The following is a 24,449-nucleotide window of genomic DNA, read 5'->3' on the forward strand; positions in this document are numbered from 1 at the left end:
TTGTAAGCTGGACACCTTATTATATCTGGAGGGAATCAAATGACAACTCAACTGAAGCAGGCTACCGGCAAGGTACCGCCAAGCGGCAATCCGCTGGTGGCACACAGATACGGAGCCGATCCTTATGCCCTGGTATTCGGAGACAGAGTCTATCTGTATATGACTAATGATGCGCTGGAGTATGATGAGAACGGCGCCGTGAAGGAGAACTCCTACAGCAGTATTAATACGATTACCGTAATCTCGTCCGCTGACCTGGTGAACTGGACCGATCATGGTCCGATAGCCGTAGCCGGACCGGAGGGTGCAGCGAAGTGGGCAACCCAGTCCTGGGCACCGGCAGCGCTTCATACCGTAATTGACGGCAAGGACAAGTTCTTCCTCTACTTCGCCAATAATGCCAGCGGCATCGGCGTTCTGTCGGGTGACAGTCCGGTGGGTCCATGGGTGGACCCGATCGGGGAGGCACTGATTCTGCGCTCTACACCTGGAGTAGAGGATGTTACCTGGTTGTTCGATCCGGCGGTGCTGTTAGATGATGACGGCAAGGGGTATATCTATTTCGGAGGCGGCGTCCCGGAAGGACAGTTCGCCGAGCCGGGCACAGCACGGGTGATGCCGCTGGGTGAGGACATGATCAGCGTGGTGGGCAGCGCGAAAGTGATTCCGGCCCCGTTCATGTTCGAGGATGCCGGAATCCATAAGTGGAACGGAGTCTACTATTATACCTACTGCTCGAACTTCTATGACGGGCAGCGGCCGGAAGGCAGCCCTCCTGCGGGAGAGATCGCCTATATGACCAGTGAGCATCCGATGGGTCCCTGGACGTATCAACACACGATCCTGAAGAATCCGGGACATTTCTTCGGCGTATCCGGGAATAACCATCATGCGGTCTTCCAGTTCCATGACAGCTGGTATATCGCTTATCACGCCCAGACCTTGTCCAAGGCTCAAGGGATTGCGAACGGCTACCGCTCCACACATTTGAACCGCCTGACTCATAATGAGGACGGTTCCATTCCGGAGATCCATGCGGATTACGAAGGTGTGCAGCAGCTTGCAGCGTTGAACCCGTATGAGCGTATTCCGGCGGCAACGATGGGCTGGAGCGCAGGGGTGAAGACAGAATACCTGGCCAAGGGCGGAGTTCAGGCCGTAACGGATGTGGAGCACGGCGGATGGATCGGACTTTCCGGGGTAGACTTCGGCAGCGGTGCCGGCTCGTTCCAGGCGTCAGTCCTGAGCCTGGAAGCGGGCGGCGTGCTGGAGCTGCATCTGGATGACCCGGCAGGTCCGGTTATCGGCAAGCTGCAGGTTCCGGCGGCAGGCGGAGCACAGGAATGGCTGGAGCTGAAGACGGCGGTCGAGGGAGCGGAGGGAGTGCATAACCTCTATCTGGTATTCTCAGGAGAGAGCGGTAAGGATTTGTTCAAGCTGGCCCATTGGCAATTCACACCACAGCATAACTAACAGCAAGGAGGCGGCACATTGAATACAGTCATCATTACTAATCCAGTACTATGGGCAGATGTCCCGGATGTGGATGTGATCCGGGTCGGTCCAGTGTTCTATATGGTCAGCACCAGCATGCACTCGATGCCGGGCTGTCCGATTATGAAATCGGTGAATCTGAAGGACTGGGAAATTGTGAGTTACGTCTTTGATACCTTCGAGGACACTCCGGCCTTCCGGCTGGAGGACGGCGAAGTGATTTACGGCGGCGGTTCCTGGGCGGCCTCGCTGCGGTGCAGGAACGGAATCTATTACGTATGCTTCTCTTGCAATGACACGGACCAGTTCTACATCTACCAGACCCGTGATATCGAGCATGGACCGTGGGAGCGTTCGGTCATTCCGGATCTGCACCATGACCCGGCGCTGCTGCTGGATGAGGACGGCCGTAATTATGTGATCTACGGCAACGGGGATATCCATATCCGGGAGCTGAACGAGGACCTGACCGGATGGATGCACCGGGGAACGAAGCAGCTGCTGCTGGAAGGCGAGCGGCAGGGCATTATGCTGCGGATGGAAGGCTGTCATGCCCATAAGCGGGACGGGTATTATTACCTGTTCTTCATTGAATGGCCGTCAGAGGGCAACATGCGCAGACGCCAGCTATGCTACCGGTCCCGGGAGCTGCTCGGTCCTTATGAGCGCAAGGTTATTCTGGACGATAACCTGGGCTACGAGAATCGCGGTGTAGCGCAAGGCGGGCTGGTCGATACTGAGGACGGCGACTGGTACGCCGTGCTGTTCCAGGATCACGGGGCAGTTGGACGTGTTCCCTGTGTATTCCCTGTGAGCTGGGAGAACGATTGGCCGGTAATCGGGGATGGCGGCAAGGCTCCGCTGAGCTTCGGGACGAAGCTGCCTGCGGATGAGCCAAAGGCGATTGTAATCAGCGATGAGTTCGACTATACGGAGAACCGGCTGGCGCTTCAGTGGCAATGGAACCATAATCCCGATAACGGGCTATGGTCAGTTACAGAGCGGCCGGGCTGTCTGCGGCTGCGTACAGGCAAGGCAGCTGATAGCGTCGTAACGGCGCGCAATACGCTGACCCAGCGGACGGAGGGTCCGGCTTGCAGTGCCGAGACGATGCTGTATCTGGGCGGCATGAACGAAGGCGACCGGGCCGGAATGGTAGCTCTCCAGTCCGGATACGGCACGGTTGAGGTGGCCGCCGGAGTGCAGGGACAGTTCACCGTGGATATGTGTATTCAGGGTGACAACGGCGTTGAAGTGGTGGAGAGTATCCCGTTCACGGGTGAGCGTATCTGCCTGCGGATCGATTTCGACTTCAGGGAGGGGGTAGACGAAGCACAGTTCTTCTATTCCGGTGACGGGGAGGTCTGGCACCCCATCGGACAGACGCTGCATATGAAATATACGCTGGATCATTTCATGGGCTACCGGATCGGCTTGTTCAATTATGCGACCCGGCTGCCTGGCGGCTATGCCGATTTCGATTATCTCCGTTATCACCGGCAGGATTAAGACCGGGTCTGGAAATGGGAAGCATATTCGCTGGGCGTCATCGATGTATGCTGCTTGAATATTCTTCCGAAATACGTCAGGCCCGTGAAGCCGACCCGGAAGGCCACCTCCTGAATCGGATACCGGCGGAGCTGGAGCAGGCGGCTGGCCTCATGCACCCGCAGCATGTTCACATATTCGATTAAGGTCTTGCCGGTGTTCTTTTTGAACAGATGACAGAAGTAGTTGGGGGTTACGCAGCAGATCCGTGCGGCCTCCTCCACGGTCAGCGGTTCATGGAAATGGTTGCTAAGGTGAATCAGCAGGGGCTGGATGCCTGTCTCCTGCCGGTCTCTTTTGGAAGGCGGTGCTGTGAACTCGGCCAGGGGATAAGCCAGACCCAGGGAAGAGAACAGGCCGCCTTTTATACATAATTCATACCCGGGATTCTTGCTCTGGTAGCTGAAAATAATCTGTTCAATGCATCCTCTGATCTGGCGGGTAACCGGCTGGTCCGCCCCATAGAAGGCAGGCAGCCTGATTTCACCGGAGAGCAGCGGCCGGATATGCTGAAGCTCAGTCAGGTCCCGTATACCGTTCAGCAATGCTTCGTTGTAGACAACCGCATACAGCTCACTGCCATCCTCTGTCGGATAGGCCGCATGAATCTGCGGACGGCTGACGAAGGCCAGCTCCCCCTGCACCAGCTCTCTGGAGTGGGGGCCGACCTGGACGCGGAAGCGGCCTTTGGTCACGAGAATCCATTCGAGATGGTCATGCCAGTGCGGCGGAATAATACTGCGGTCCGGAAAGCAGATATGAAATACATTGATGGGGAACAGGCCCTCGGGAATTTCCGTGTGCTCTTTTTTCCATGGATAAGGCTTGTCCTCGAACGCTCCACTCATCTTAATCCCTCCACACAATCGTAATATCGTATGATAGATGCGTATTTTTATGTATAGTATAGCGGCTTTGCACTCTTTATAATGTGGGTGCAACCTTATTATAGAACTGTTGGAGGGATCGCGCTATGTTTCGTGAAGAGAATGGCAGACTAATCAGAGAATATGATCATGAGAGAGTCTGGATAGAGCCTTGGGGAGAGCATTCGCTGCGTATCCGGGCTTCGTATGCGGAGATTACCGATGAGCAGTGGGCACTTCTGCCTGCTGTGCAGACGCTGAGTAATATATCGATCACTAAAGAACGCGCGAGCATTGTAAACGGGAATATCCGGGCGGAAATGACGGACAAGGGCCAGATCTTCTTTTATAACCAGCATGGCAAGCTGCTCCTTAACGAGACGGAGGATACCTATCAGTTAAAATACGGGGGCAGAGAGCTAAGCGCCATCCCCGGCAGCAGTGACTTCTCCGTGAAGCTCCGGCTGGAAGCGGACCCGCAAGAGAAGCTGTACGGCATGGGCCAGTATCAGCACTCCTTCCTGAATCTGAAGGGCTGCTCGCTGGAGCTGACCCACCGCAACAGCCAGATCAGTATTCCGTTCGTGCTGTCCAGCGCCGGTTACGGGTTCCTGTGGCATAATCCGGCGATCGGACAAGCGCATTTCAGTCTGAATGTGACCGAATGGACAGCTCCGTCGACCAAGCAGCTGGATTATTGGATCACTGCCGGCGACTCGCCTGCCGAGATCGAGGAGGCTTATGCCAAGGCTACGGGAACCGTGCCGATGATGCCGGATTATGGCATGGGGTTCTGGCAATGCAAGCTCCGCTACCGGACGCAGGAAGAATTGCTGGAGGTGGCGAGGGAGCATAAACGGCGGGGTCTGCCGATTGACGTCATCGTCATTGATTTCTTCCACTGGACGAATCAGGGAGACTGGCGGTTCGACCCGGAATATTGGCCTGATCCGGAGGCGATGGTGCAGGAGCTGCAGGAGCTGGGCATTGAGCTGATGGTCTCGGTCTGGCCGACTGTTCAGACGGAGAGTGAGAATTATAAGGAAATGCTGGAAAAAGGGTACCTGCTGCGCTCGGACCGCGGGGTGCGGACACAATTCCAGTTCCTCGGCCAGAATGCGATTTTCGATGCGACGAATCCGGAGGCCCGCAAGTTCCTGTGGGGTCTGATTAAGCAGAATTATTATGATAAAGGAATCAAGGTCTTCTGGCTCGATGAGGCAGAGCCGGAGCTGACGGTCTATGACCATGATATCTACCGTTATCATATCGGCTCCAGCAAGCAGATCGGCAATATCTATCCGATGAAATACAGCCAGACCTTCTATGACGGCATGGCCGCTGAAGGCCAGGAGAATATTATCAATCTGGTCCGTACCGCCTGGGCGGGCAGCCAGCGGTATGGGGCGCTTGTATGGTCTGGAGACATTCACTCCAGCTTCAAGGTGCTCAGCATTCAGGTGCGGGCCGGACTGAATATGGCTATGGCCGGGATTCCATGGTGGACCACCGACATCGGCGGCTTCCATGGCGGTAATCCGGCAGACGCCTCCTTCCGGGAGCTGATGGTCCGCTGGTTCCAGTACGGCGCGTTCTCTCCGGTATTCAGGCTGCACGGGGATCGTTCACCTTTTGTGCAGCCTACCGGAACGCGGGGCGGGGGCGTATGCGGAAGCGGCTCGGATAATGAGGTGTGGAGCTACGGGGATGAGGCGTATGTTATCTTCAAAGAGTTCATGCAGATGCGGGAGCGGCTGAAGCCGTACATCCGCGGACTGATGGAGGCTGCCCATGAGAAGGGCACGCCGCCTATGCGTCCATTGTTCTATGATTTCCCTCAGGACCCGGCAGCCTGGGATATCGAGGATCAGTATATGTTCGGTCCCGATCTGCTGGTCGCCCCGGTGCTGGGCGAGGGTGAACGGGCACGCAAGGTATACCTGCCGTCCGGCTCAGAGTGGACCCATGTCTATACCGGCACTGCCTATGCTGGCGGACAGGCGATTATGGTCGACGCGCCGCTCACGCAGATTCCGCTGTTTGTGCGGGACGGTGCCGTGCTGCCGGTGCTTGGCGGGGCTGAGGAGTAAGGATAGTGTGAACAAGAGCAGCGATTCTCCGGCGGAGGGTCGCTGCTCTTGGTAGTTGGGGCGGAATATGTACGGAAAACTGAACACATTGGGCCGGCGCGGAGGCGTGCGAGCGGAATGTAATCGAAAAACCGATCACATTTGGCGTGACAGAGGCGCGTGGATGAAATGTAATCGAAAAACCGATTACATTTAGTGTGGCGGAGGCTTGCGAGCGGAATGTAATCGAAAAACCGATTACATTTGGTTTGGCAGAGGCGCGAGGATAGAATGTAATCGAAAAACCGATTACATTTGGTGTGGCGGAGGCGCGAGGATGGAATGTAATCGAAAAACCGATTACATTTGGCGTGGCAGGGGCGTGCGAGCGGAATGTAATCGAAAAACCGATTACATTGGGCGTGGCAGAGGCGTGAGAGCGGAATGTAATGGAAAAACCGATTACATTGGGCGTAGCGGAGGCGTGTGAGCGGAATGTAATCGAAAAACCGATTACATTGGGCGTGGCAGAGGCGCGTGAGCGGAAGGTAGTCGAAAAGCCGATTACATTGGGCGTAGCGGAGGCGTGAGAGCGGAATGTAATGGAAAAATCGATTACATTAGCGGCGGCGAGAGAGTGCCCACCGTTGGAGCGACGATGTATTCACACTTCCACATACCCTTACATACTCCTAACTAACTCCTGCCTAAGCCTCGTCTAACTCCGACCCTTTACACTCCCACTACTCTCCCTCCCGCACCTTCGGCTCCCGGGAAGCCAGCCGCTCCCGGTAGGCGCGGGGGGAGAAGCCGGTCAGCTGCCGGAACTGGCGGCAGAAATGCTCGACATTGGCGTAGCCGCAGAGAGCGGCGATCTCGGCGATTTTGTGCTGGCCGAAGCCCAGCTTCTCCTTGGCCAGCCGAATCCGGCATTGAATGACATCCTCCATGCAGGAGATGCCGAAGGCGGACTTGTAGATGGTCTGGAGGTAGCCGGTGCTGATGTGCAGATATCCGGCCATTGAGGATACAGTCCAAGGGTGGCCGGGATTGCTGTACAGCGTCTTGCGCAGCTCCAGCAGGTTATAATACTGCGGCGTCAGCTTGTCCTGGGAGGCTTCGGACAGCTTGTTGAACAAGAGACGGAACAGGTAGTCAATGGATAACTCCCGGTAATCATTCTGGAACGAGTTCTCCAGCGTCAGCAGCTGGAACAGCTGATGGCAATACCCGGGGTCGGGCAAGGAGAACGGGCTGCCCAGCGGCAGGACGCTTTCAGTAATATACGATTCATCCGCATCGAAACGGACCCAGTCGTTGACATACCTCCGGGAGCAGGCCCGGTAATAAATGTTGTGCCCAGGAGGGTATAAAGCGACAGAATGAGCGGGGAATTCCTTCAATTCACCGTCCACTTCGAACACCGCCGGGGTCTGGGTCAGGACAAGAAGCCAGGCGTTCAGTCCTTCGGGGATACTGTAGACGAAATTGGCCGGATGTGCAGCATCGTATTCCACGTAGTGAATTGTAGGCATTGGCTTCTCCTTTCTTCGGATAGATCAATTAATGGTCAGTAAATATCATTGTTAGTATTTCAGTGAATCTCTATAATTTGTAGTGGACATTAGAGTAAATTCGAAGGTTAACCGAACAGTGCGTAATTATAGTTATTAGAAATTATCAATAGGAAGGAAGATTATGAATTCATGATACCACAACAAAACGATGATCGGAAAGATATCCTTTGCTATACAAGACTGCCGCAGGAGGATATCGTGTATGCTTCGAAGCTGGCTTACAGTATGCACCTGGCATACAAGACCGATGGGGGCCAGTATCGGGCATTAAATCATAACTCAGGGGTTCTGTTCGCCAAGGCGACGGAGAATGAGGATGGGACGCTCCGGGCCAAAAGCCTGAAGAAGCCGTATCTTTTCTACTTGGCAGACGGGAATTTCGGCGTCATTGCTGTGCGCACCGAGGCTGACGGGGAAGCAGATGAACAAAGCAAGGGGAAGGTGCTGCTGTTCACTTCGGCCGATCTGCTGCAATACAGTGAGATTGGACTGCTGGAGCTTAAGACAGACACTCATGTAAGCGATGTCTCCTGCACCTATGACCCGGAGCGCAGCGGTTACCTGATCCAATGGATAGACGGGCAGGGCCAGGGCTATGAGAATTTCACTGCTGACATCATGAGCCTTACGAATGTCTCAGCACCGGTGGAAGCGGAGCCGTTCACGCTGGAAGCGGTGCAGACCGATATCGAGGGAATCCAGCCGCGTAATAGGATCGCTGTCTCTGCTGAGATAGCCCGCAGACTCTTCTGCAAGCTTACGGTACCGGAGAACATTGCTGTCGTAGTACCGGACCGGGTGAATGCGGCATCGGTAGAAGATGTGAAGGCGGTCCGGGCAACAGCCTTATACAGTGATGGAACGCAGGCTGCCAAAAAAGTCCGTTGGAACACGGAGGCCATCAACTGGGACAAGGCCGGAACCTACAGCATCTCTGGAGAGATCCATCAGGATCACTTTCCATTCCCGATTGCACTTAACCGTGCGGACCCTTGCATCGCAGCGTGGAAAGGGAAATATTATTTCATTGCGACTAATGACGCGGATAAGGAACATACGCTGTATATGAGGGAAGCCGATACGATTCCGGAGCTGGTGACAGCGGAGGAATCCCTGATCCTCGATTCCACCACGTATGAAGAGATTGGCGGCCTGCTGTGGGCACCGGAACTCCATATCATTGAAGACGAGCTGTATATTTTCCATGCCGCCACACCCGGCGAGTTCTTCCATGAGGAATCACATGTGATGAAGCTGAGTCCGGGCGGCAATCCCATGAATGCTGCGGACTGGTCCAGGCCCCGCCGGGTAGTGAAGAAGGACGGAAGCTATCTGTGCGAAGCAGGCACAACCATTTCACTGGATATGACCGTCATCCGCTGGAACGGCCAGCTCTATGCCGCATGGTCGGAGCGCCAATTCCTGCCGGTGGATCTGGGAGCCTGGGTCTACATCGCCACGATTGACCCGCAGGAGCCGTGGAAGCTGACCAGTGATCCGGTGCTGCTGACCCGGCCGGATTATGGCTGGGCCAATAACCATACGTTCGTGGATGAAGGTCCGTTTGCTCTGTACACGGATGACAAGCTGTACGTGACTTTTGCCAGTGCAGCGGTGGATGCTACTTATGTGGTCGGTCTGCTGACCGCAGACAAGGGGGCAGATCTGCTGGATATCAAGAGCTGGACCAAGGGCAATTATCCGCTGCTGACCTCCAGAAGTGTGCCGGGGGAATATGGGCCGGGCCATAATTCCTATGTGACGGACGAGGACGGGGTGATCTGGAACGCCTACCACGCCAGACCGGGAATTGAAGGACCGCGAAGCTCCGGCTTGCGGCGCGTGCATTTTGATATTGATGGTGCTCCGGTTCTGGATCTCACTGAGGAGAAGGATCTGAATCCGGGCCTGAAGCAGGTATCGATGGAAGTCATCGTAGGCTAGACTCCTGGCACGCCTAACTCTATAATATTCCTTGTCATCCGGGAACCCTTGACCATTCACTTAGGCCGGGGTTCCCTTTTTTTCAAGATTGTACTGGAGGAGTGGAAGCCGATATGTACGGGATCATTATTGTTGACGATGAGCTGTTTGTCCGCAAGGGCCTGATTGGAATGATTGACTGGGCGGGCAGCGGGTTCCAGATTGTGGATGAGGCGGACAACGGGGAGGATGCGCTGGAGCTGATCCGGGCCAAGCGGCCGCAGCTCGTGATCACCGATATCCGTATGCCGGTTCTGGATGGCATCGGGCTGATTGAGGCGGTGACGGAGGAGCAGCTTGGAACGGATTTTATCATAATCAGCGGATATAACGATTTCCGGTATGCCCAGCAGGCGGTCCGGTATGGCGTGCTGGACTATGTACTGAAGCCGATTAATGAGCATGAAATTGTGAAAGCGCTTCATAAGTTCCGTGATAAATTCACTGCGCGCAAGCAGCTACAGGACCGGCTTAGCATGCATGAGGGAGAGAAGCGGGTGGAGGCCCTGATCCGGGGAGAAGCGGAGGCGGAGGCGCTTGACGCCTGGGAGCAGCAGTGGATAGAGGCGGGAGCCCGCCAGTTCACCTATGTGCTGCTGGAGGTAAACAATGTGTTCCCTTGGAGCGGGAAGCCTATGCCCGGGAAGGCAGAGCTGAAGGAGGCGATCCGGCAGGCGGTGCAGCAGCTCACAGCAGAGACGCCGATTATCTATGAGCACCGGAGATTCTTCGGCTTCATTGTGCCGGAACATTATCTGGAGAAGCATGCAGGGGAGCTGCGCAGCTTCGTGGCGGATTGTCTGAGCAAGCTCTACGAGCGTTATCCCTTGGAGGTTCAGGCGTATGCGGGCAGACCGGTGAACACACTTCAGGAGCTGAAGTATTCGTATACCTCGGCCAAGGAGACTGTGGAGTACAAATATGTCCGGTCTGCCCAGCCGATTCTGCTGTACTCGGATATTGCCGGTCTGTCTCTGAACTACATTCATGCCAGTAGTAGGGTGCTTCAGGCGCTGATTGAAGCGATTGAGGAGAATAAGCAAGCGGAGATGCTGGACGCAATCTTCAAGCTGTTCACAGAATTTCAGGAGAAGCTGTTCTCCCGGGAAGCGATGAAGGCGGTTGCCATTCAATGCGTCCATAGTGTGCTGCACACTATACGGAGCATGGAGGGGGATGAGAAGCAGCTGGCAAGCCTTGTCCCGATGATGAACTGGCCGGATCATAACATCACGCTGACGGAGCTTCGTTCCTTGTTCGAAGCCTTTGCACAGGAGGCGGCGGAGCGGATTCAAGAGCTGTACCAGAACTACGGCAGCAGCGGGCTGTACCGGATCAAGTGTTATGTGGACCGGAACTTCCATGAGAATCTGAACCTCAAGCAGATCGCTGGCCAGTTCTATATGAACTCAGCCTATCTCGGTCAGGTATTCAAGAAGAATTACGGCATGTACTTCAATGACTACCTGCTCCAGCTGCGCATCACCGAGGCCAAAAAGCTGCTGCGGCAGACTGATCTGAGGATCTATGAAATTGCCGAGCAGGTCGGATTCAAGAATGCCGATTATTTCGTCACCCAGTTCGAGAAGCTGGAGCAGAGAACGCCGACAGAGTACCGAAACCGGACGGGTAACCATTAATGTCAGGAGGGGGCACTGTATGAAGCTGCTGAATAATATCCGGCTCAGGAATAAAATGTTCCTCGTCTATTTCCTCGGGGTCATCGCTCCAATCATTCTCACGAATGTGATCTTCTACAACACGATCACCGGGAATGTGAAGGCGCAGCGGATTAAGGACATCGATCTGGCGGTGGAGCAGATCAAGAATGAGTTCCGGCTGATCGTGGATCAGGCCGTGGGATTATCCTCTTTTTTCTATGCGGATTACAAGACCAATGAGGTGCTTGACCGTAACTTCACACAGACCGAAGACTATGTTGAGGCCTACGACCTCTATCTGCGGTCTACCCTGAACAACTATTCTCCGTTCTCTTCCTCGCTGCAAAACAAGACCCTCTATGTGGATAACCCCACGCTGCTGAATTCCGGGAACATCGGTATCCTGTCCGGGGAGATCCGGGAGAGCATCTGGTATAAGGAATGGATGCAGGAGGCTTCCTCCCAGCCGCTGTTCGTCCGCATCCAGGATGCAGGCGGCCGGTTCCAGTCGTTCTCGCTGCTGCGGCGGATGGATTATTTCGCGGACCGCATGCTCAAGGAGAAGCTGGTGAAGATTGATTTTAAGACGATTGATCTGATGGAGGTCTTCGCTAATCTGAACGTACACGGGGACGTGTATCTGCTGGGGCCGGAGGGCCGGATTGAATATACAACCAACCGGGCCATAGACTGGCAGGGGAAGGACCGGCAGCTGTATGCCTCTCTGAAGCAGGAGCATATCATTGATTTCCAGAAGGAATACGGGAGTATCAGTTATTTGTCCGGCTGGAGGATCGTCGGCACGGTCAATGAAAAGGAGATTATCAAGGAGGTGCTGAAATCCCGCTATTTCATCCTCTGGTCGGCCTGCCTGATGATGCTTGTCCCTACCGTTATTATTCTGATCATTACCCGCTCGATCAACCTCCGGATTATTGAGATCCTGAAGCATATGAAAAAGGTGAAGACGCAGCAGTTCCAGATGATTATGCACGGGGAGTCGCGCGATGAGATCGGCCAGCTGACCCTGGAGTTCAACAGTATGATTATGCAGATTAAGGCTCTGATTAACGATGTGTATCTAACGGAGATTCAGAAGAAGTCGCTGGAGCTGGAGCGGAGGAAGGCGCAGCTTAATGCGCTGCAGAGCCAGATTAACCCTCATTTCCTGTTCAACGCACTGGAAACCATTCGGATGCGGAGCCTGCTGAAGCAGGAGAACGAGACGGCCAAAATCATCCAAAGCATGGCGATGATCCTGCGCAGCTCATTGACCTGGAATAAGGAGTGGGTGAGCGTGGAGGAGGAGCTGGGCTTTATTCTCTGTTTTCTGGATATCCAGAAATACCGGTTCGAGGATAAGCTGAGCTACCATATCGATGTGGAGCCCGGGGCCTACGCCTGTATAGTCCCCAAGATGGTGTTCCTGCCCTTCGTGGAGAACGCCAGTATTCATGGCATCGAGCCGCTCAAAAAAGGCGGAAGCCTAGAGATCCGCATCAGCGTGACGGGGGATGAGGTGGTCTTCCAGGTGGCGGACAACGGGATTGGCATGAGCAGTGAGCAGGTGGACACGCTGTACGGATATCTCGACATGGAAGGGATTATCGGCGAGCGTATCGGAATACAGAATGTAATCTATAGGGTTACCATGCTGTATGGCGGGCGTGCGGTCTTCCGGGTGGACAGCAAACCGGGGGAAGGGACACGGATTGAGCTGAGAATCCCGGCGAATCCATAGTTTTCAAAGGAGAATCCATAATTTTACGGGTAACGGAGTAATGTAAACGCTTTTATACTAAAGGAGCAGTATATCATGAATATACAAGGGGGAGTACAGGCAATGGGTAAAAGCAAGAGAATATGGCTTCTCGCTCTGACGGCAGTCGTCTCATTATCCGTGGTGACAGCTTGCTCGGGGCCTAATAATGCCAAGAAGAATACAGGGACGACGGAGCCGACAAGCGCCGCTGCTACCACAGAGACCGAACCCAAGCAGGATAAGGTAACGTTCAAAATCTTCAACGGAGTGGCCGGCTCGAAGGATGGAAATACCAATGAGACGACCATCGGCAAGCTGCTGGAGGATCAGACCGGTGTCAATTTCAAGCTGGAATTCGTGGTGGGCGACCTCAATACCAAGATCGGAACTATGATTGCCGCCAATGATTACCCGGATGTGCTGATTCCTGATGCTGCTATAGAGGAAGTGCTTAATGCCGGTGCATTCATCCCGCTCGATGAGCTGATTGAGAAGTACGGGCCGAACATCCAGCGTGTCTATGGCAAATCCCTGAATCAGATGCGCTCCAAGGATGGTAAAATCTATTTCCTGCCGATTGCCGCCCAGGTGAACGATTTCATTCCTGAGCCGGAAGCCGGGGCGGGATTCTGGGTTCAGCGCCGTGTGCTGGAGGAAGCGGGTTATCCGAAGATCAAGACGCTGGATCAATATATAGAGCTGATTAAGAATTACCGCGACAAGCACAAGGATGAGAATCTGACCGGGATGGTCTCTCTTACGCATGACTGGAGATTCTTCGCCACCTCCAACCCGCCGATGCATCTGATGGGCTATCCGAATGACGGCAACGTTACCGTGGATACCAATACCTGGGAAGCCAAGACCTATGCCGGTGCAGAGTCCACCAAAAAGTGGCTGAAGACGCTGAATGACCTCAATGCTGCCGGTCTGTTCGATAAAGCCTCCTTCGTCGATAACTATGACCAGTATATCGCCAAATTAACCTCCCACAAGGTGCTCGGCTTCTTCGACTACCGCTGGCAGGTGGATAATGCGCTGAATGTGCTGAAGGATGCTGCCCGTAAAGATCCTTCCCTGGACGGCTTCAAGTACTTCCCGCTGCCGGTGACCTTCGAGGAAGGCACGCCGGATGCCTATCTTGATCCCCCAGGAGGCCTTGTAACGAACCGCGGAATCGGGATTACCGTCAGTGCCAAGGACCCGGTCCGCATCATCCAGTTCTTCGACAACATGCTGACCGAAGAGAACCAGACCCTGATGTCCTGGGGGATCAAAGGCGAGACGTATGAAGTGAATGAGAAGGGCCGCTACTACCGTACGCAGGAGCAGATCGACAAGATTGACGAGCCGTTCAGAGAGAGCTTCGGCTTCAAATACTTCAGCTGGAACTGGCCGATGTACAATGCCACCTCTACCCTGGCTGACGGAAATGCCAAGAATGTTGCCAGCCAGCCCGAGGTCTTCCAGATGACGCTGACCGACAAGGACAAGGCGATCTTAGAGAAATACGGCGTACAGACCTACAGCCAGCTGTTCGCTGAACCGGTTCCGCGTCCATACTTCCCGGCGTGGGGCTTCGCGAAGGAGCAGAATTCCCCGGAACAGCTCTGGGAAGCCAGCAAGGATGAAATGACGAAGAAATATTTCCCTAAGCTGGTGCTGACGACTCCCGATAAGTTTGATGCAGTCTGGGAGGAATACATGAAGGAATTCGGCAAGCTCGATACTGCGGGTTATGAGAAATGGACCACTGAGCAAGTCAAAGCGAAGGTCGAACTGGCGAACCAATAGCCGCCGGAACCGGCGGGAAAGACCAGGGCTGTACCCAGATGCTGGTCTTTCCTGCTTGCCGCTTAGACACCCCGGTGCGCTGAAGGAGAGAGATACGGATGGATAAAAATACGGTACCTGCGTTATCCCGGCCAGCGGCGGATAAGGAGCCGGGCCGGATGCGGCTGTTTTTCAAAAAACTGGGCCAGCAGCGGGCCCTGGCAGTGATGTCGGTCCCTTTTCTAATCTGGCTGTTTGTATTCAAATACTTGCCCTTGTGGGGCTGGAGCATTGCCTTCCAGGATTATAAGCCGGCCAGGAAGTTCATGGAGCAGACCTGGATTGGCTTCGAGCATTTCAAATTTCTGTTCGGGGACGACCGCTTCCTGCGGGTGTTACGCAATACGCTGGCGATGAGCTCGATTAACCTGTTCTTCGGCTTCGTCACCGCGATTACCCTGGCCTTGCTGCTTAATGAAATACGCAATATTGCTTTCAAGCGTGTAGTGCAGACTGTCAGTTATTTGCCGCATTTTATCTCCTGGGTGGTAGCAGCAAGTATCATTCAGACGACGCTGTCCCCGGATGGTACCATTAACCAGCTGCTGGTGGGTCTGGGCTTCCTTGACCGCGGCAATGAAATTCTGTTCCTGGGAATCCCCGAATACTTCTGGACCATCTTCGGAGCCAGCTCCGTCTGGAAGGATATCGGCTGGAACACCATCGTCTACCTGGCCGCTATGACCACAATTGATCCCACGCAGTATGAAGCAGCAGAGATTGACGGCGCGAACCGGTTCAAGAAAATGATCTATGTCACGCTTCCGGGCATCAAGTCTGTTGTGATTGTCCTGCTCATTATGAATATCGGATATCTGCTGGAATCGGGATTCGAGCCGCAGTACCTGCTGGGTAACGGCATGAATGTGGACTATTCCGAGAACATTGACATATTCGTGCTGAAATACGGAATTGCCCAGAGTAATTTCTCCCTGTCTATTGCAGCGGGAATGTTCAAGACGGTCGTCAGCTTCATCCTGCTGTTCATGGCGAACAATGCCGCGAAGCGTATGGGCGAAGCCAGACTGTATTAATAAAGGAGGCGCAGGCATGGAAACCGCAGCTGTCCCTAAGAAAAAACGCAAGCCCCCCATAAGCTCTTCCACCGGCGACCGCTTGTTTGTTATTTGCAACTACTGCTTCATGATCGCACTAATGATCGTTACTCTGTATCCGTTTGTGAATGTCCTTGCCGTGTCGCTTAATAACGCGCAAGACTCTATCAAAGGCGGAATCTACCTGCTGCCCAGAGAATGGACGCTGGCGAATTACACTTATATTCTGAGAGAGGCCACGATTTTTCATGCGACCTTCATCTCAGTGCTGCGCACCGTGATCGGAACGGTAGTCACCGTCTTCTGCTCGGCCATGCTGGCCTACACGCTTAGCAGACAGGATTATGTGCTGCGCAAATTCATCACCGTAGCTTTTATTATGACGATGTATTTCAACGGCGGTCTGATTCCCAATTACCTGCTGATCCGGGATATGGGACTGGTCGGCAGCTTCTGGGTCTACATTCTTCCGGGGATTATCGGGGTGTTCAACCTGATTATTATCCGTTCCTTCATTGAAAATCTGCCGGAGAGCATCATCGAATCGGCGAAAATTGACGGGGCGGGGGATTACCGGACCTTCTTCAGCCTCATTCTGCCGCTAACCGTGCCTGTCCTTGCCACGGTGGCGCTGTTCTCAGGGGTGTTCCAGTGGAATTCGTGGTTCGATGTGTTCCTCTACAATTCCTCGGATGAGAAGCTGAGTACCCTGCAATATGAGCTGCAAAAGATTCTGCAGAACTCCAATACCACCACCGGCACCTCTTCACTCGACGGGATGATCCAGGGAGCTACCGGAGGACAGCAGAATGCGGTCACGCCAATGTCCGTGCGGGCAACGATGACGATTGTAGCCTCGGTGCCGATTATCATGGTGTACCCGTTCCTGCAGAAGTATTTTGTCAAAGGCATGATGGTCGGCGGGGTTAAAGGCTAAGATGTCTAATTGTATACAAGAGTTCTCCCTTAGGGGGAATTATCATAGAAGGATCGTATGCCGGATGTACAAGGCCTGCGGTCTTTTCTATTAGGAATGTATACATGGTTATAGCATAATATAGTATTTTCATTTAAAATGTCCATATGACATATAAGAAAGAGGAGGATGTTCATATGGAATATCATGTTGCAATGCAAGGGAGCGATCAGGCTCCGGGTACAGCGGATCAGCCTTTCCGCTCCATCTCCCGCGCTGCGGCGCTGGCGGAGCCTGGAGATACAGTTACCGTTCATGCGGGTACATACAGGGAATGGGTGAACCCGGCTAACGGAGGAACAGAAGAACTAAGGATTGTCTATCAGGCTGCCGGAGATGGGGAGGTCATCATCACAGGTGCTGAGCCGGTGGCAGACTGGCAGGATGAAGGGGACGGTGTCTGGAGTACAGAGGTACCGAACAGCCTGTTTGCTGTGCGCAATCCTTTCAAAGAGAAATTGTATGGCGACTGGCTGTTCGAAGGGGCGTTCGAGCCGCATCTGGGGGAGGTCTACCTGGACGGCAAATCGCTGTACGAATGTGATAGCGTTACCAAGCTGCGCGATCCGAAGGTATGGCCTCAGGCCAAATACTCGCAGGATTCTCTTCTGCAGTGGTATGCGGAGGTAAGCTCCAATGCTACTAAGATCTGGGCGAGCTTCGGAGGCAAGGACCCCCGCAGGGAGAATGTGGAGATCAGCGTTCGACCTTATTGCTTCTGGCCGGAGAAGACAGGACGGGGCTATATAACCGTCAAGGGCTTCACGCTCCGCCAGGCTTCTCCCCAATGGGCACCGCCGACGGCGCTGCAGGAAGGGCTGATCGGCCCGCACTGGAGCAAGGGCTGGATCATTGAGGACAACCACATCTGCGAGTCCAAATGCACAGGGGTGAGCCTGGGCAAAGAAATCTCAACCGGGCATAACGAGTGGTCGAATGGCCGGATGAAGGGCGGGACGCAGCGGGAGCAGGAGGTTATTTTCCGTGCACTCCGCCAGGATTGGCATAAGGACAACATCGGAAGTCATATCGTGCGCAATAACGTGATTCATGATTGTGAGCAGGCCGGAGTCGTCGGACATTTGGGTGGGGCCTTCAGCCAGATTATCCAGAACCGGATTTATAATATTCATCATAAACGGATTTTTCACGGGGCAGAGGTCGGCGGAATCAAGCTCCATGCTTCACTGGATACCCAAATTTGCGGCAATGTTATTTACAGCTCCTACCGGGCGTTATGGCTCGATTGGCAGGCGCAGGGTACCCGGATCAGCCGGAATGTGTTCTACGACAACCTGTCCGAGGATTTCTTCATGGAGGTCTGCCACGGTCCTTATATGGTCGATCACAACCTGTTCCTGTCGCCGATGAACTTCCGCAATATGGCCCAGGGCGGCGCATTCGTCCACAATCTGTTCGCCGGCAGGTTCGTAGTGCGTCCTGAGCTTACCCGTTATACGCCGTACCATATGCCGCATGAGACAGCGGTTGCCGGTTACAGCAACTTCACGGGCGGTGATGACCGATACTATAACAATATTTTCCTGCGTGATGAGGACACGGACGATGAGGTAGTGCCGATGACATTCTTCGAGCATCTGCCGCTTACCCCGAGAGAGCAGCTTAACGATAACGGTGAACGGGTAATGGACGGTATCCCTGACAATTCCCGCTGTTACCTGCATCCTGTTGGACTGGGCGGCTATAACGAGCATCCGAATGCCCGGGATAAGCAGTGGTGGGAATACACCAGGGAAGAGATCAAGGCGCTGATCGATTCCGGGAAGCCGTTCCATCCTGAACAGATGGCCCTTCCTGTAGCCATTCAAGGCAATCTGTATCTGAAAGATGCGGTGCCGGGTGCGCATGAGCCACATGCGAAGGTCTATGCTGACAAAGGCATTGAGATTGAGGTTGATCCGGCTTCCGGCAAGGTGCAGGTGCATATCGTGAACCCTGAGCTGCTGCGTGCAGCCGCGCCGACCGTGGTCACCACGAATCTGCTGGGCAGAAGCTATCACGCCGAGATGCGCTATGAGGAGCCGGACGGCTCGCCGTACCGGTTCGACCGCGATTTCTTCGGTAAACAGCGTCCGGACTCGAATGTAACGCCTGGACCGTTTGAATTAACAGAGAATGCTGCGGTGAAAATAGTGCTGTAGAACTGAATGGTTATGACTGAGAGCCTGTCCCTGTGGACAGGCTTTTGTGTGGTGCATGAAATGAGAAATCTTGCAAGAAGTGCAACAATGCTGAATGCAATAGTACAGATGGTTATAGCCGATCTCTGCCTATAAAGGGAGAGGAGACTTCCATATAATAGAAGAAGCTTGAAATGATTAGATTAGAGTCGAACGAATGGAGATGTAGAGATGAAGACAGTACAAGAAAAGTATACAGACACCCCGGAGAACTTCAACAACGTTCATGCCTTTTTGAGAAAAATGGTAACTTTGACGGGTAAGCTTCAGACCTGGGAATTTGTCAGATTCGAGTTCTGGGAGCGGTATGAAGCCGCTAAAAGCACAGACCCTAATTTCATGGAAAAGAATGCACGCCTATGGAAGAATGAAGCCGGTGAGATCATAGGCTTGTTCATTTCCGAATCGGGGGGCAGCTTCTTCAGCTTAATTGTCCACCCGGATGATCCGCAGCTGGCAGGCGAGATGGTGGAATGGGCCCGGAAGGTATGGGGCGAAGGGAAAAAGAAGCTTAACACCGATTGCTATCCCTACGGTCTGGAGGTTCAGGCATTATTAGACCAAGGATTTGTGCAGGATTCTCATATCGGGAACACCCGAAGATACGATCTTGCGCATACGGATTACACTTTGAAGCTGGAAGAAGGATACTATATCCGTTGCATGGCGGAAGGGATTGACGAGAGAGCGAAGAGCAATTTGATTGAGCAGATCTTCTCTCCGGATGATGTCAATGTCGGGAACTCAGATTACTGGAGAAAAGATCTAAAGTCCTATCGTGCGGAGCTTGATCTCTCGGTGGTTGACGATAAGGGGCGGCCTGTTGCCTTCTGTTTCGGGTTCGTGGATCAGGATAACGGGCTCGCGGTTATAGAGACGATTGGGACCCATCCGGATTACTGGCAACGGGGCTTCGGCAAGGCGGTTGTTACAGCCTGCTTCTTGCGGCTGAAGGAGCAAGGTGTGACAACGGCATATATTACGGGTTTTTCTGCCGAGGCTAATGCACTCTATCAATCTCTGCAGCCGGTGGAGATGGTTCCACTTCATTCGTATGTGTATGAACATTAAAACTAGTAAGTTACCCCGGAAATAGTTCATCCTTTCTTACGGTAACGCCTTATTTTCTTATGTTCCCTTCTTCTCCAGCAGCGCCAATTTGTTGTCTAGCATCCGGGCGAGAAGAGACTGCGATTGTTCCAATTCTCTTTTCCTGAGGTCCATTTCCTTCATCTTCTTCCGCAAATATTCAATGGCCCGGGAGAGCTCAAGCTTGTTCCCGTCTTCTTCCTTCAAAATAACTTTGATTTCCCTTATCGTAAAACCCGCAGCCTGAACCCTTTTGATCAGTAAAAGGTGTTCGACTGCATCCTCGGTATAGTCGCGGTAATTATTGTCCCTGCGCTCAACGTGGCGTCTATCCAGCAATCCTTCCTTCTCGTAATAACGAATAGTCGGCGGATTTAACCCGGTCTTCTGTGCCAGCACATGAATTTTCATGCTTTCCTTCCGCATTAAGGCTTGACCTTCAAGTATACTTTATAGTTTATACTCTAAAAGTCTAATGGAACCTTGTCAAACGAATGGGTACCATTTTCGAAGCAGAAGGAGGAACTGTGAATGAACGCTCAGAAATGGAATTCACCGAGCCGGGCTGTAGTTTTGGGGGGCGGTGGCGTAACGGGCATCGCATGGGAGGTTGGTGTCTTAGCGGGACTGCTCGAATCCGGAGTAGACCTCCACCTGGCTGACGTGATCATCGGAACGTCCGCCGGTGCGTTTGTAGGAGCGGCCTTGGCCAGCGGGTACGAGATGAATAAACTGTTTGCTGCCCAGTCGGACACGAACTCGGCCGAGATACCGGTTGCCGCGTCCAAAGAATTGATGCAAGCATGGTATAAGGCATTTGCCACGGGAGGAAGCGATCCGCGAAAAGTCGGGGCAGAATTCGGCCGTATCGCCAAAAATAATCCCTCCCCTGTGTCGCCTGAACAGCGGCGCAGCGTGGTCGAGAGTCGCCTTGTGACCAGAAAATGGCCGGCGAATCTTAAGGTGACCGCTATCGATGCCAATACCGGGGAACTTCATACTTTCGATCATCAAGCGGGTATTTCTTTGCCCGATGCCGTGTCGGCGAGCGGAGCCGTTCCAGGAATTTGGCCGCTTGTATCAATCGGGGACCGCTTCTGGACCGACGGAGGAATGGTGTCCACGACCAATTCAAGGCTGGCTGAAGGTTATGAACGAATCGTGATTCTTTCCCCAATGCCGAATGGTTATGGCTCCATCCCGGGAGCGGCGGATGATGCAGCAAGCATGCGTACAAGCGCGGACGTTTATCTCATAACACCCAATGGACGCAGCGTTGAGTCGATCGGCTCGAATATCTACGACCAGACCCGCCGCGGCGTATCGGCGGTCGCGGGGCGGGAGCAGGGATGCTCTATCGCCGAAGCCGTTCTGACTATGTGGTAAGAAGCATACTCCATATATATTTTTCCGAACGAGCTTCCTCAGCAGGATTTCACACTTAGTTTATCGAATAAACAAAGTGTGGAGATATACATATAATCTATGAGAGGAATGAGCAGCTTTGGACATGAACCAACAGAAGTATACAACACAAGCAGCGGGATATGATCAGGAGAAAGCAGGGATTGAGCGTGGTAAGATCACGATGATTGAATATCCATCTGCAACAGTGGGCACCACCCGGAAGGCAAGAGTATACACACCGCCCGGTTATTCCAGCACAGAGAAATATAATGTCTTGTACCTGCTGCACGGCATCGGCGGGGATGAGGACGAATGGTTCACCCACGGCACTCCGCAGATTATTCTCGACAATCTGTATGCCGATCACAAGCTGAAGCCGATGATTGTTGTGTTGCCGAACGGCCGGGCGATGCAGAATGACCGGGCGGAGGGCGACATTTTCGCGCCTGACAAGTTGGAAGCCTTTGCAACCTTTGAGTCTGATCTGCTGAACGATCTGATCCCTTATATCGAAGCGAATTATTCCGTGCTGACGGACCGGGAGCACCGTGCGCTGGCCGGCTTATCCATGGGCGGAGGGCAATCGCTCAATATGGGTCTGAACAACCTGGATCGCTTCGCCTGGGTAGGGGCCTTCTCTGCGGCACCTAACACGAAGGAGCCAGAGCTGCTGGTACCTGATCCGCAGAAGGTAGCGGACGCGCTTAACCTGCTCTGGTTATCCTGCGGAGACCGGGACAACCTGAAGTATGTCAGCGACCGCACCCATGCCTACTTCCTGGAGCATAACGTGCCGCATATCTGGGTCGAAGAGCAGGGCGACCATGACTGGCCGGTCTGGAAGAACGGGCTGTATCAGTTTGCGCAGCTTATTTTTTAAATGGTGTAGAGGGCGTCCTGAGCGGGCGCCTTTTATTCTGGCTGGAAGTTGCCGCTGTATGCCGGGTAATCCTTAGAAGTCCAAATGTTCACGGCAGTGACGATAATGCTTCCAGTTTTAAATAGTAGTGCGTCAGTGTGTCTTACATTCACTGAAGCGCAAAAAAGGCAGCCCCAAGCCATATCTATGGCTCGGGGGCTGCCTTTTCTATCATCTCCGCGCTTTGCAGGTCACCGCTTATTTATTGGCAATCGCGTCAGCGCGCATTTTAACGATTTTGTCTGCTCTTTCCTTGTCTACTGCGAAGACATCGTTCCAGCCGAGTCCTTCGACATCGCTCTTCAGCTTGGTCCAGAGCTGGTCGAATTCGGCCTGGTCCTTGGCGAAGATCATTTTCCAGGAGGTGTTCTTGACATAATCCGAGATCTGGCTGCGTTTGTTCTTGACGTCAGAGGAATCGGAGCCAAGACTGGTATTGATGTTCGGCACGATGTCGATCATGTTGTTCTTCGTATAGTACTCAGTCGGAGTAGTAGCATCATAGGTCTTCTGCCAATCTGTAGTTAACGCAGTCTTGTTGGCTTCAATGGTGGATGCCCAGTAGGTGCTGTTGTAGAACTCTTTGGTTTCCGGGTCGGTCACGAAATCACTCATAATCATCGAGTTGACCTTGCTCTGGCCATCCTGGTAACCGCCGCCGCCGTATTCAGCAGGGACCGGGGTGTTTTCCTGGAATGCAGTCTGACCAACTTCGGTCAGCTTGAATTTGCCGTCCGGTGTTTTTTCATAGTTGAAGCCTTCGAAGCCGTTGGTATAGTAACGCAGGCCTTCAGGAGAGGACATCCAGTCCATCAGTTCCATGATTCTTTCCGGTTCTTTCGCTTTGGAGCCGATGGCAAACACTCTGCCGTTCCCGAAGTAAGCATCACTGTTCTGGATCAGATGGGTATCGCCGATCGGAACGGCTACGTTGCCGTCACCCTGGTTGCCGCGTTCAATCGTGTTGTAGAAGCCTCTCTGCCAGGAGTACCACAGGAGCAGCACCTGCTTGTTGGTCAGCTTCTCAGATACCTTGTTCCAGTCCTGGGAAGGGGAATCCGGGTCGACGAGACCCATTTTGTTAGCGTCATAATAGAACTGCAGAATCTTCTTGTACATGCTGTTGTCGTCTACGATCGGCACGATGTCGCCTTTGGCATTCAATTGAATCGTTGTCGTGCCGTTCGGCTGCTCATAGCCATACCAGTTGCTCAGCCACCGGACATTCTCCATGCTTCCGCCGTCCCAGTCCTTCCACAGTGTAATCGGAACAATCGGCTTGCCATCCGGAGTCTTCGGATATTTAGCCTGCATGTCCTTCAGGGCTGTCATCAGGTCGTTTAGATTATTCAGCTTTGGCGCGCCGATTCCCTTGTAATAATCCCAAGGCATAATCGGGCTGGAGTATGGCAGCTCTTCCGAAAAGGTCGTTGGTGAAGTATCGGCGGTGAAGGCCGGGAGAGCATAGATTTTACCGTCCGGATTCTGCTTCTCGAAGGCCACATTGAACGGCTTAAAGTGATTGTCTACATATTGGGACAGATGCTCCGTGTTCTTAATCATGTCGGTTAGATCCATAATCATGCCTGCCGGAATCAGTTCCTCGAGCTGGCTGTTCTCAATAATCAGGAGGTCGCCGAGGTCACCGGATGCCGAGCGGGTCTTGTACAGCTGGTCGCCCGCTACCTGCGGAGCCAGAATGTTCAGCGTGATATTGAATTTGTCCTTAAGCAGCTTGCCGTACCATCCCGTCTGCTCCCCTTGATAGTTAGCTGCGTTGTCGAATACCGTAATGGTTAGAGGTTTGCTGTGATCGATGCCTTTGCTTGTGCCCGGATCGGATGACTCAGTAGGTGTTCCGGGTTCGGCCGTCCCCGCAGCAGCTCCTCCATTGTTGGAATTACCGCTGCAACCACTTAGCGCCGTTGTTACCAGCAGGATGGTCGTCCCTAGTAACAGCGCGGACTTTCTGCCCAGCTTAATGTGTGCTTTCATGTGTAGCCCCCCGA

Annotated in this window: 18 protein-coding genes; 14 read left to right on the top strand and 4 right to left on the bottom strand. The window is 53.5% G+C overall.

Annotation, left to right across the window (positions count from 1 at the left end):
* Positions 1-39 precede the first annotated feature (39 nt).
* Positions 40-1,473, top strand: coding sequence for a glycoside hydrolase family 43 protein (locus NSS83_RS32290; protein WP_341186602.1), 1,434 nt, complete (start codon positions 40-42; stop codon positions 1,471-1,473).
* 18 nt (positions 1,474-1,491) lie between these two features.
* The gene (locus tag NSS83_RS32295; protein ID WP_341186601.1) at positions 1,492-3,003 is read left to right on the top strand and encodes a glycoside hydrolase 43 family protein; all 1,512 of its coding nucleotides are present in this window, start codon (positions 1,492-1,494) and stop codon (positions 3,001-3,003) included.
* Here NSS83_RS32295 and NSS83_RS32300 read toward each other — a convergent pair.
* The gene (locus NSS83_RS32300; RefSeq protein WP_341186600.1) at positions 3,000-3,890 is read right to left on the bottom strand and encodes an AraC family transcriptional regulator; all 891 of its coding nucleotides are present in this window, start codon (positions 3,888-3,890) and stop codon (positions 3,000-3,002) included. The two genes, NSS83_RS32295 and NSS83_RS32300, sit on opposite strands and share 4 nt — an antisense overlap.
* A gap of 125 nt (positions 3,891-4,015) precedes the next feature.
* Here NSS83_RS32300 and NSS83_RS32305 point away from each other — a divergent pair, with 125 nt between their 5' ends.
* Positions 4,016-5,998 (top strand): glycoside hydrolase family 31 protein, encoded by a 1,983-nt coding sequence (locus NSS83_RS32305; protein WP_341186599.1) that lies wholly within the window; start codon positions 4,016-4,018, stop codon positions 5,996-5,998.
* Between the two features lie 428 nt (positions 5,999-6,426).
* The gene (locus tag NSS83_RS32310; RefSeq protein WP_341347322.1) at positions 6,427-6,567 is read left to right on the top strand and encodes a hypothetical protein; all 141 of its coding nucleotides are present in this window, start codon (positions 6,427-6,429) and stop codon (positions 6,565-6,567) included.
* Positions 6,568-6,720: 153 nt separating this feature from the next.
* Here NSS83_RS32310 and NSS83_RS32315 read toward each other — a convergent pair whose 3' ends face one another.
* Positions 6,721-7,512, bottom strand: a complete 792-nt coding sequence (locus NSS83_RS32315; protein ID WP_341186598.1) for an AraC family transcriptional regulator — start codon at positions 7,510-7,512, stop codon at positions 6,721-6,723.
* 171 nt (positions 7,513-7,683) lie between these two features.
* On the opposite strand from NSS83_RS32315, the gene NSS83_RS32320 reads away from it, so the two are divergent.
* The 8 genes from NSS83_RS32320 to NSS83_RS32355 all read left to right on the top strand — a co-directional run bounded on the left by NSS83_RS32320 (position 7,684) and on the right by NSS83_RS32355 (position 20,096).
* Positions 7,684-9,498 (top strand): family 43 glycosylhydrolase, encoded by a 1,815-nt coding sequence (locus NSS83_RS32320; protein ID WP_341186597.1) that lies wholly within the window; start codon positions 7,684-7,686, stop codon positions 9,496-9,498.
* A 113-nt stretch (positions 9,499-9,611) separates the two neighbouring features.
* Entirely contained in the window at positions 9,612-11,177 is a 1,566-nt protein-coding gene (locus tag NSS83_RS32325) for a response regulator (protein WP_341347323.1), read from the top strand.
* A 19-nt stretch (positions 11,178-11,196) separates the two neighbouring features.
* On the top strand, positions 11,197-12,939 hold the full coding sequence (locus NSS83_RS32330) for a sensor histidine kinase (protein ID WP_341186595.1): 1,743 nt from the start codon (positions 11,197-11,199) through the stop codon (positions 12,937-12,939).
* Between the two features lie 75 nt (positions 12,940-13,014).
* Entirely contained in the window at positions 13,015-14,754 is a 1,740-nt protein-coding gene (locus NSS83_RS32335) for an ABC transporter substrate-binding protein (RefSeq protein ID WP_341186594.1), read from the top strand.
* A 158-nt stretch (positions 14,755-14,912) separates the two neighbouring features.
* Complete coding sequence (locus NSS83_RS32340) at positions 14,913-15,827, top strand: ABC transporter permease subunit (protein ID WP_235218379.1); 915 nt, start codon at positions 14,913-14,915, stop codon at positions 15,825-15,827.
* A 16-nt stretch (positions 15,828-15,843) separates the two neighbouring features.
* Positions 15,844-16,785: a carbohydrate ABC transporter permease gene (locus tag NSS83_RS32345; RefSeq protein WP_341186593.1), complete on the top strand. Its 942-nt coding sequence runs from the start codon at positions 15,844-15,846 to the stop codon at positions 16,783-16,785.
* Between the two features lie 176 nt (positions 16,786-16,961).
* The gene (locus tag NSS83_RS32350) at positions 16,962-18,986 is read left to right on the top strand and encodes a right-handed parallel beta-helix repeat-containing protein (protein WP_341347324.1); all 2,025 of its coding nucleotides are present in this window, start codon (positions 16,962-16,964) and stop codon (positions 18,984-18,986) included.
* 210 nt (positions 18,987-19,196) lie between these two features.
* Positions 19,197-20,096: a GNAT family N-acetyltransferase gene (locus tag NSS83_RS32355; protein WP_341347325.1), complete on the top strand. Its 900-nt coding sequence runs from the start codon at positions 19,197-19,199 to the stop codon at positions 20,094-20,096.
* Between the two features lie 57 nt (positions 20,097-20,153).
* Here NSS83_RS32355 and NSS83_RS32360 read toward each other — a convergent pair whose 3' ends face one another.
* Positions 20,154-20,525 (bottom strand): MerR family transcriptional regulator, encoded by a 372-nt coding sequence (locus NSS83_RS32360; RefSeq protein WP_341347326.1) that lies wholly within the window; start codon positions 20,523-20,525, stop codon positions 20,154-20,156.
* 120 nt (positions 20,526-20,645) lie between these two features.
* Between NSS83_RS32360 and NSS83_RS32365 the strand changes: the two genes are divergently transcribed.
* Positions 20,646-21,500 carry a patatin-like phospholipase family protein gene (locus NSS83_RS32365; RefSeq protein ID WP_341347327.1) on the top strand — a complete coding sequence of 285 codons (855 nt, stop codon included), beginning with the start codon at positions 20,646-20,648 and terminating at the stop codon, positions 21,498-21,500.
* Between the two features lie 124 nt (positions 21,501-21,624).
* On the top strand, positions 21,625-22,401 hold the full coding sequence (locus NSS83_RS32370) for an alpha/beta hydrolase-fold protein (RefSeq protein WP_341347328.1): 777 nt from the start codon (positions 21,625-21,627) through the stop codon (positions 22,399-22,401).
* A gap of 237 nt (positions 22,402-22,638) precedes the next feature.
* Here the strand turns inward: NSS83_RS32370 and NSS83_RS32375 are convergent, their stop codons facing one another.
* Positions 22,639-24,435, bottom strand: coding sequence for a hypothetical protein (locus NSS83_RS32375; protein ID WP_341186567.1), 1,797 nt, complete (start codon positions 24,433-24,435; stop codon positions 22,639-22,641).
* Positions 24,436-24,449 lie beyond the last annotated feature (14 nt).

It is taken from the genome of Paenibacillus sp. FSL H3-0469, assembly GCF_038051945.1.
Lineage (GTDB): Bacteria > Bacillota > Bacilli > Paenibacillales > Paenibacillaceae > Paenibacillus_AQ.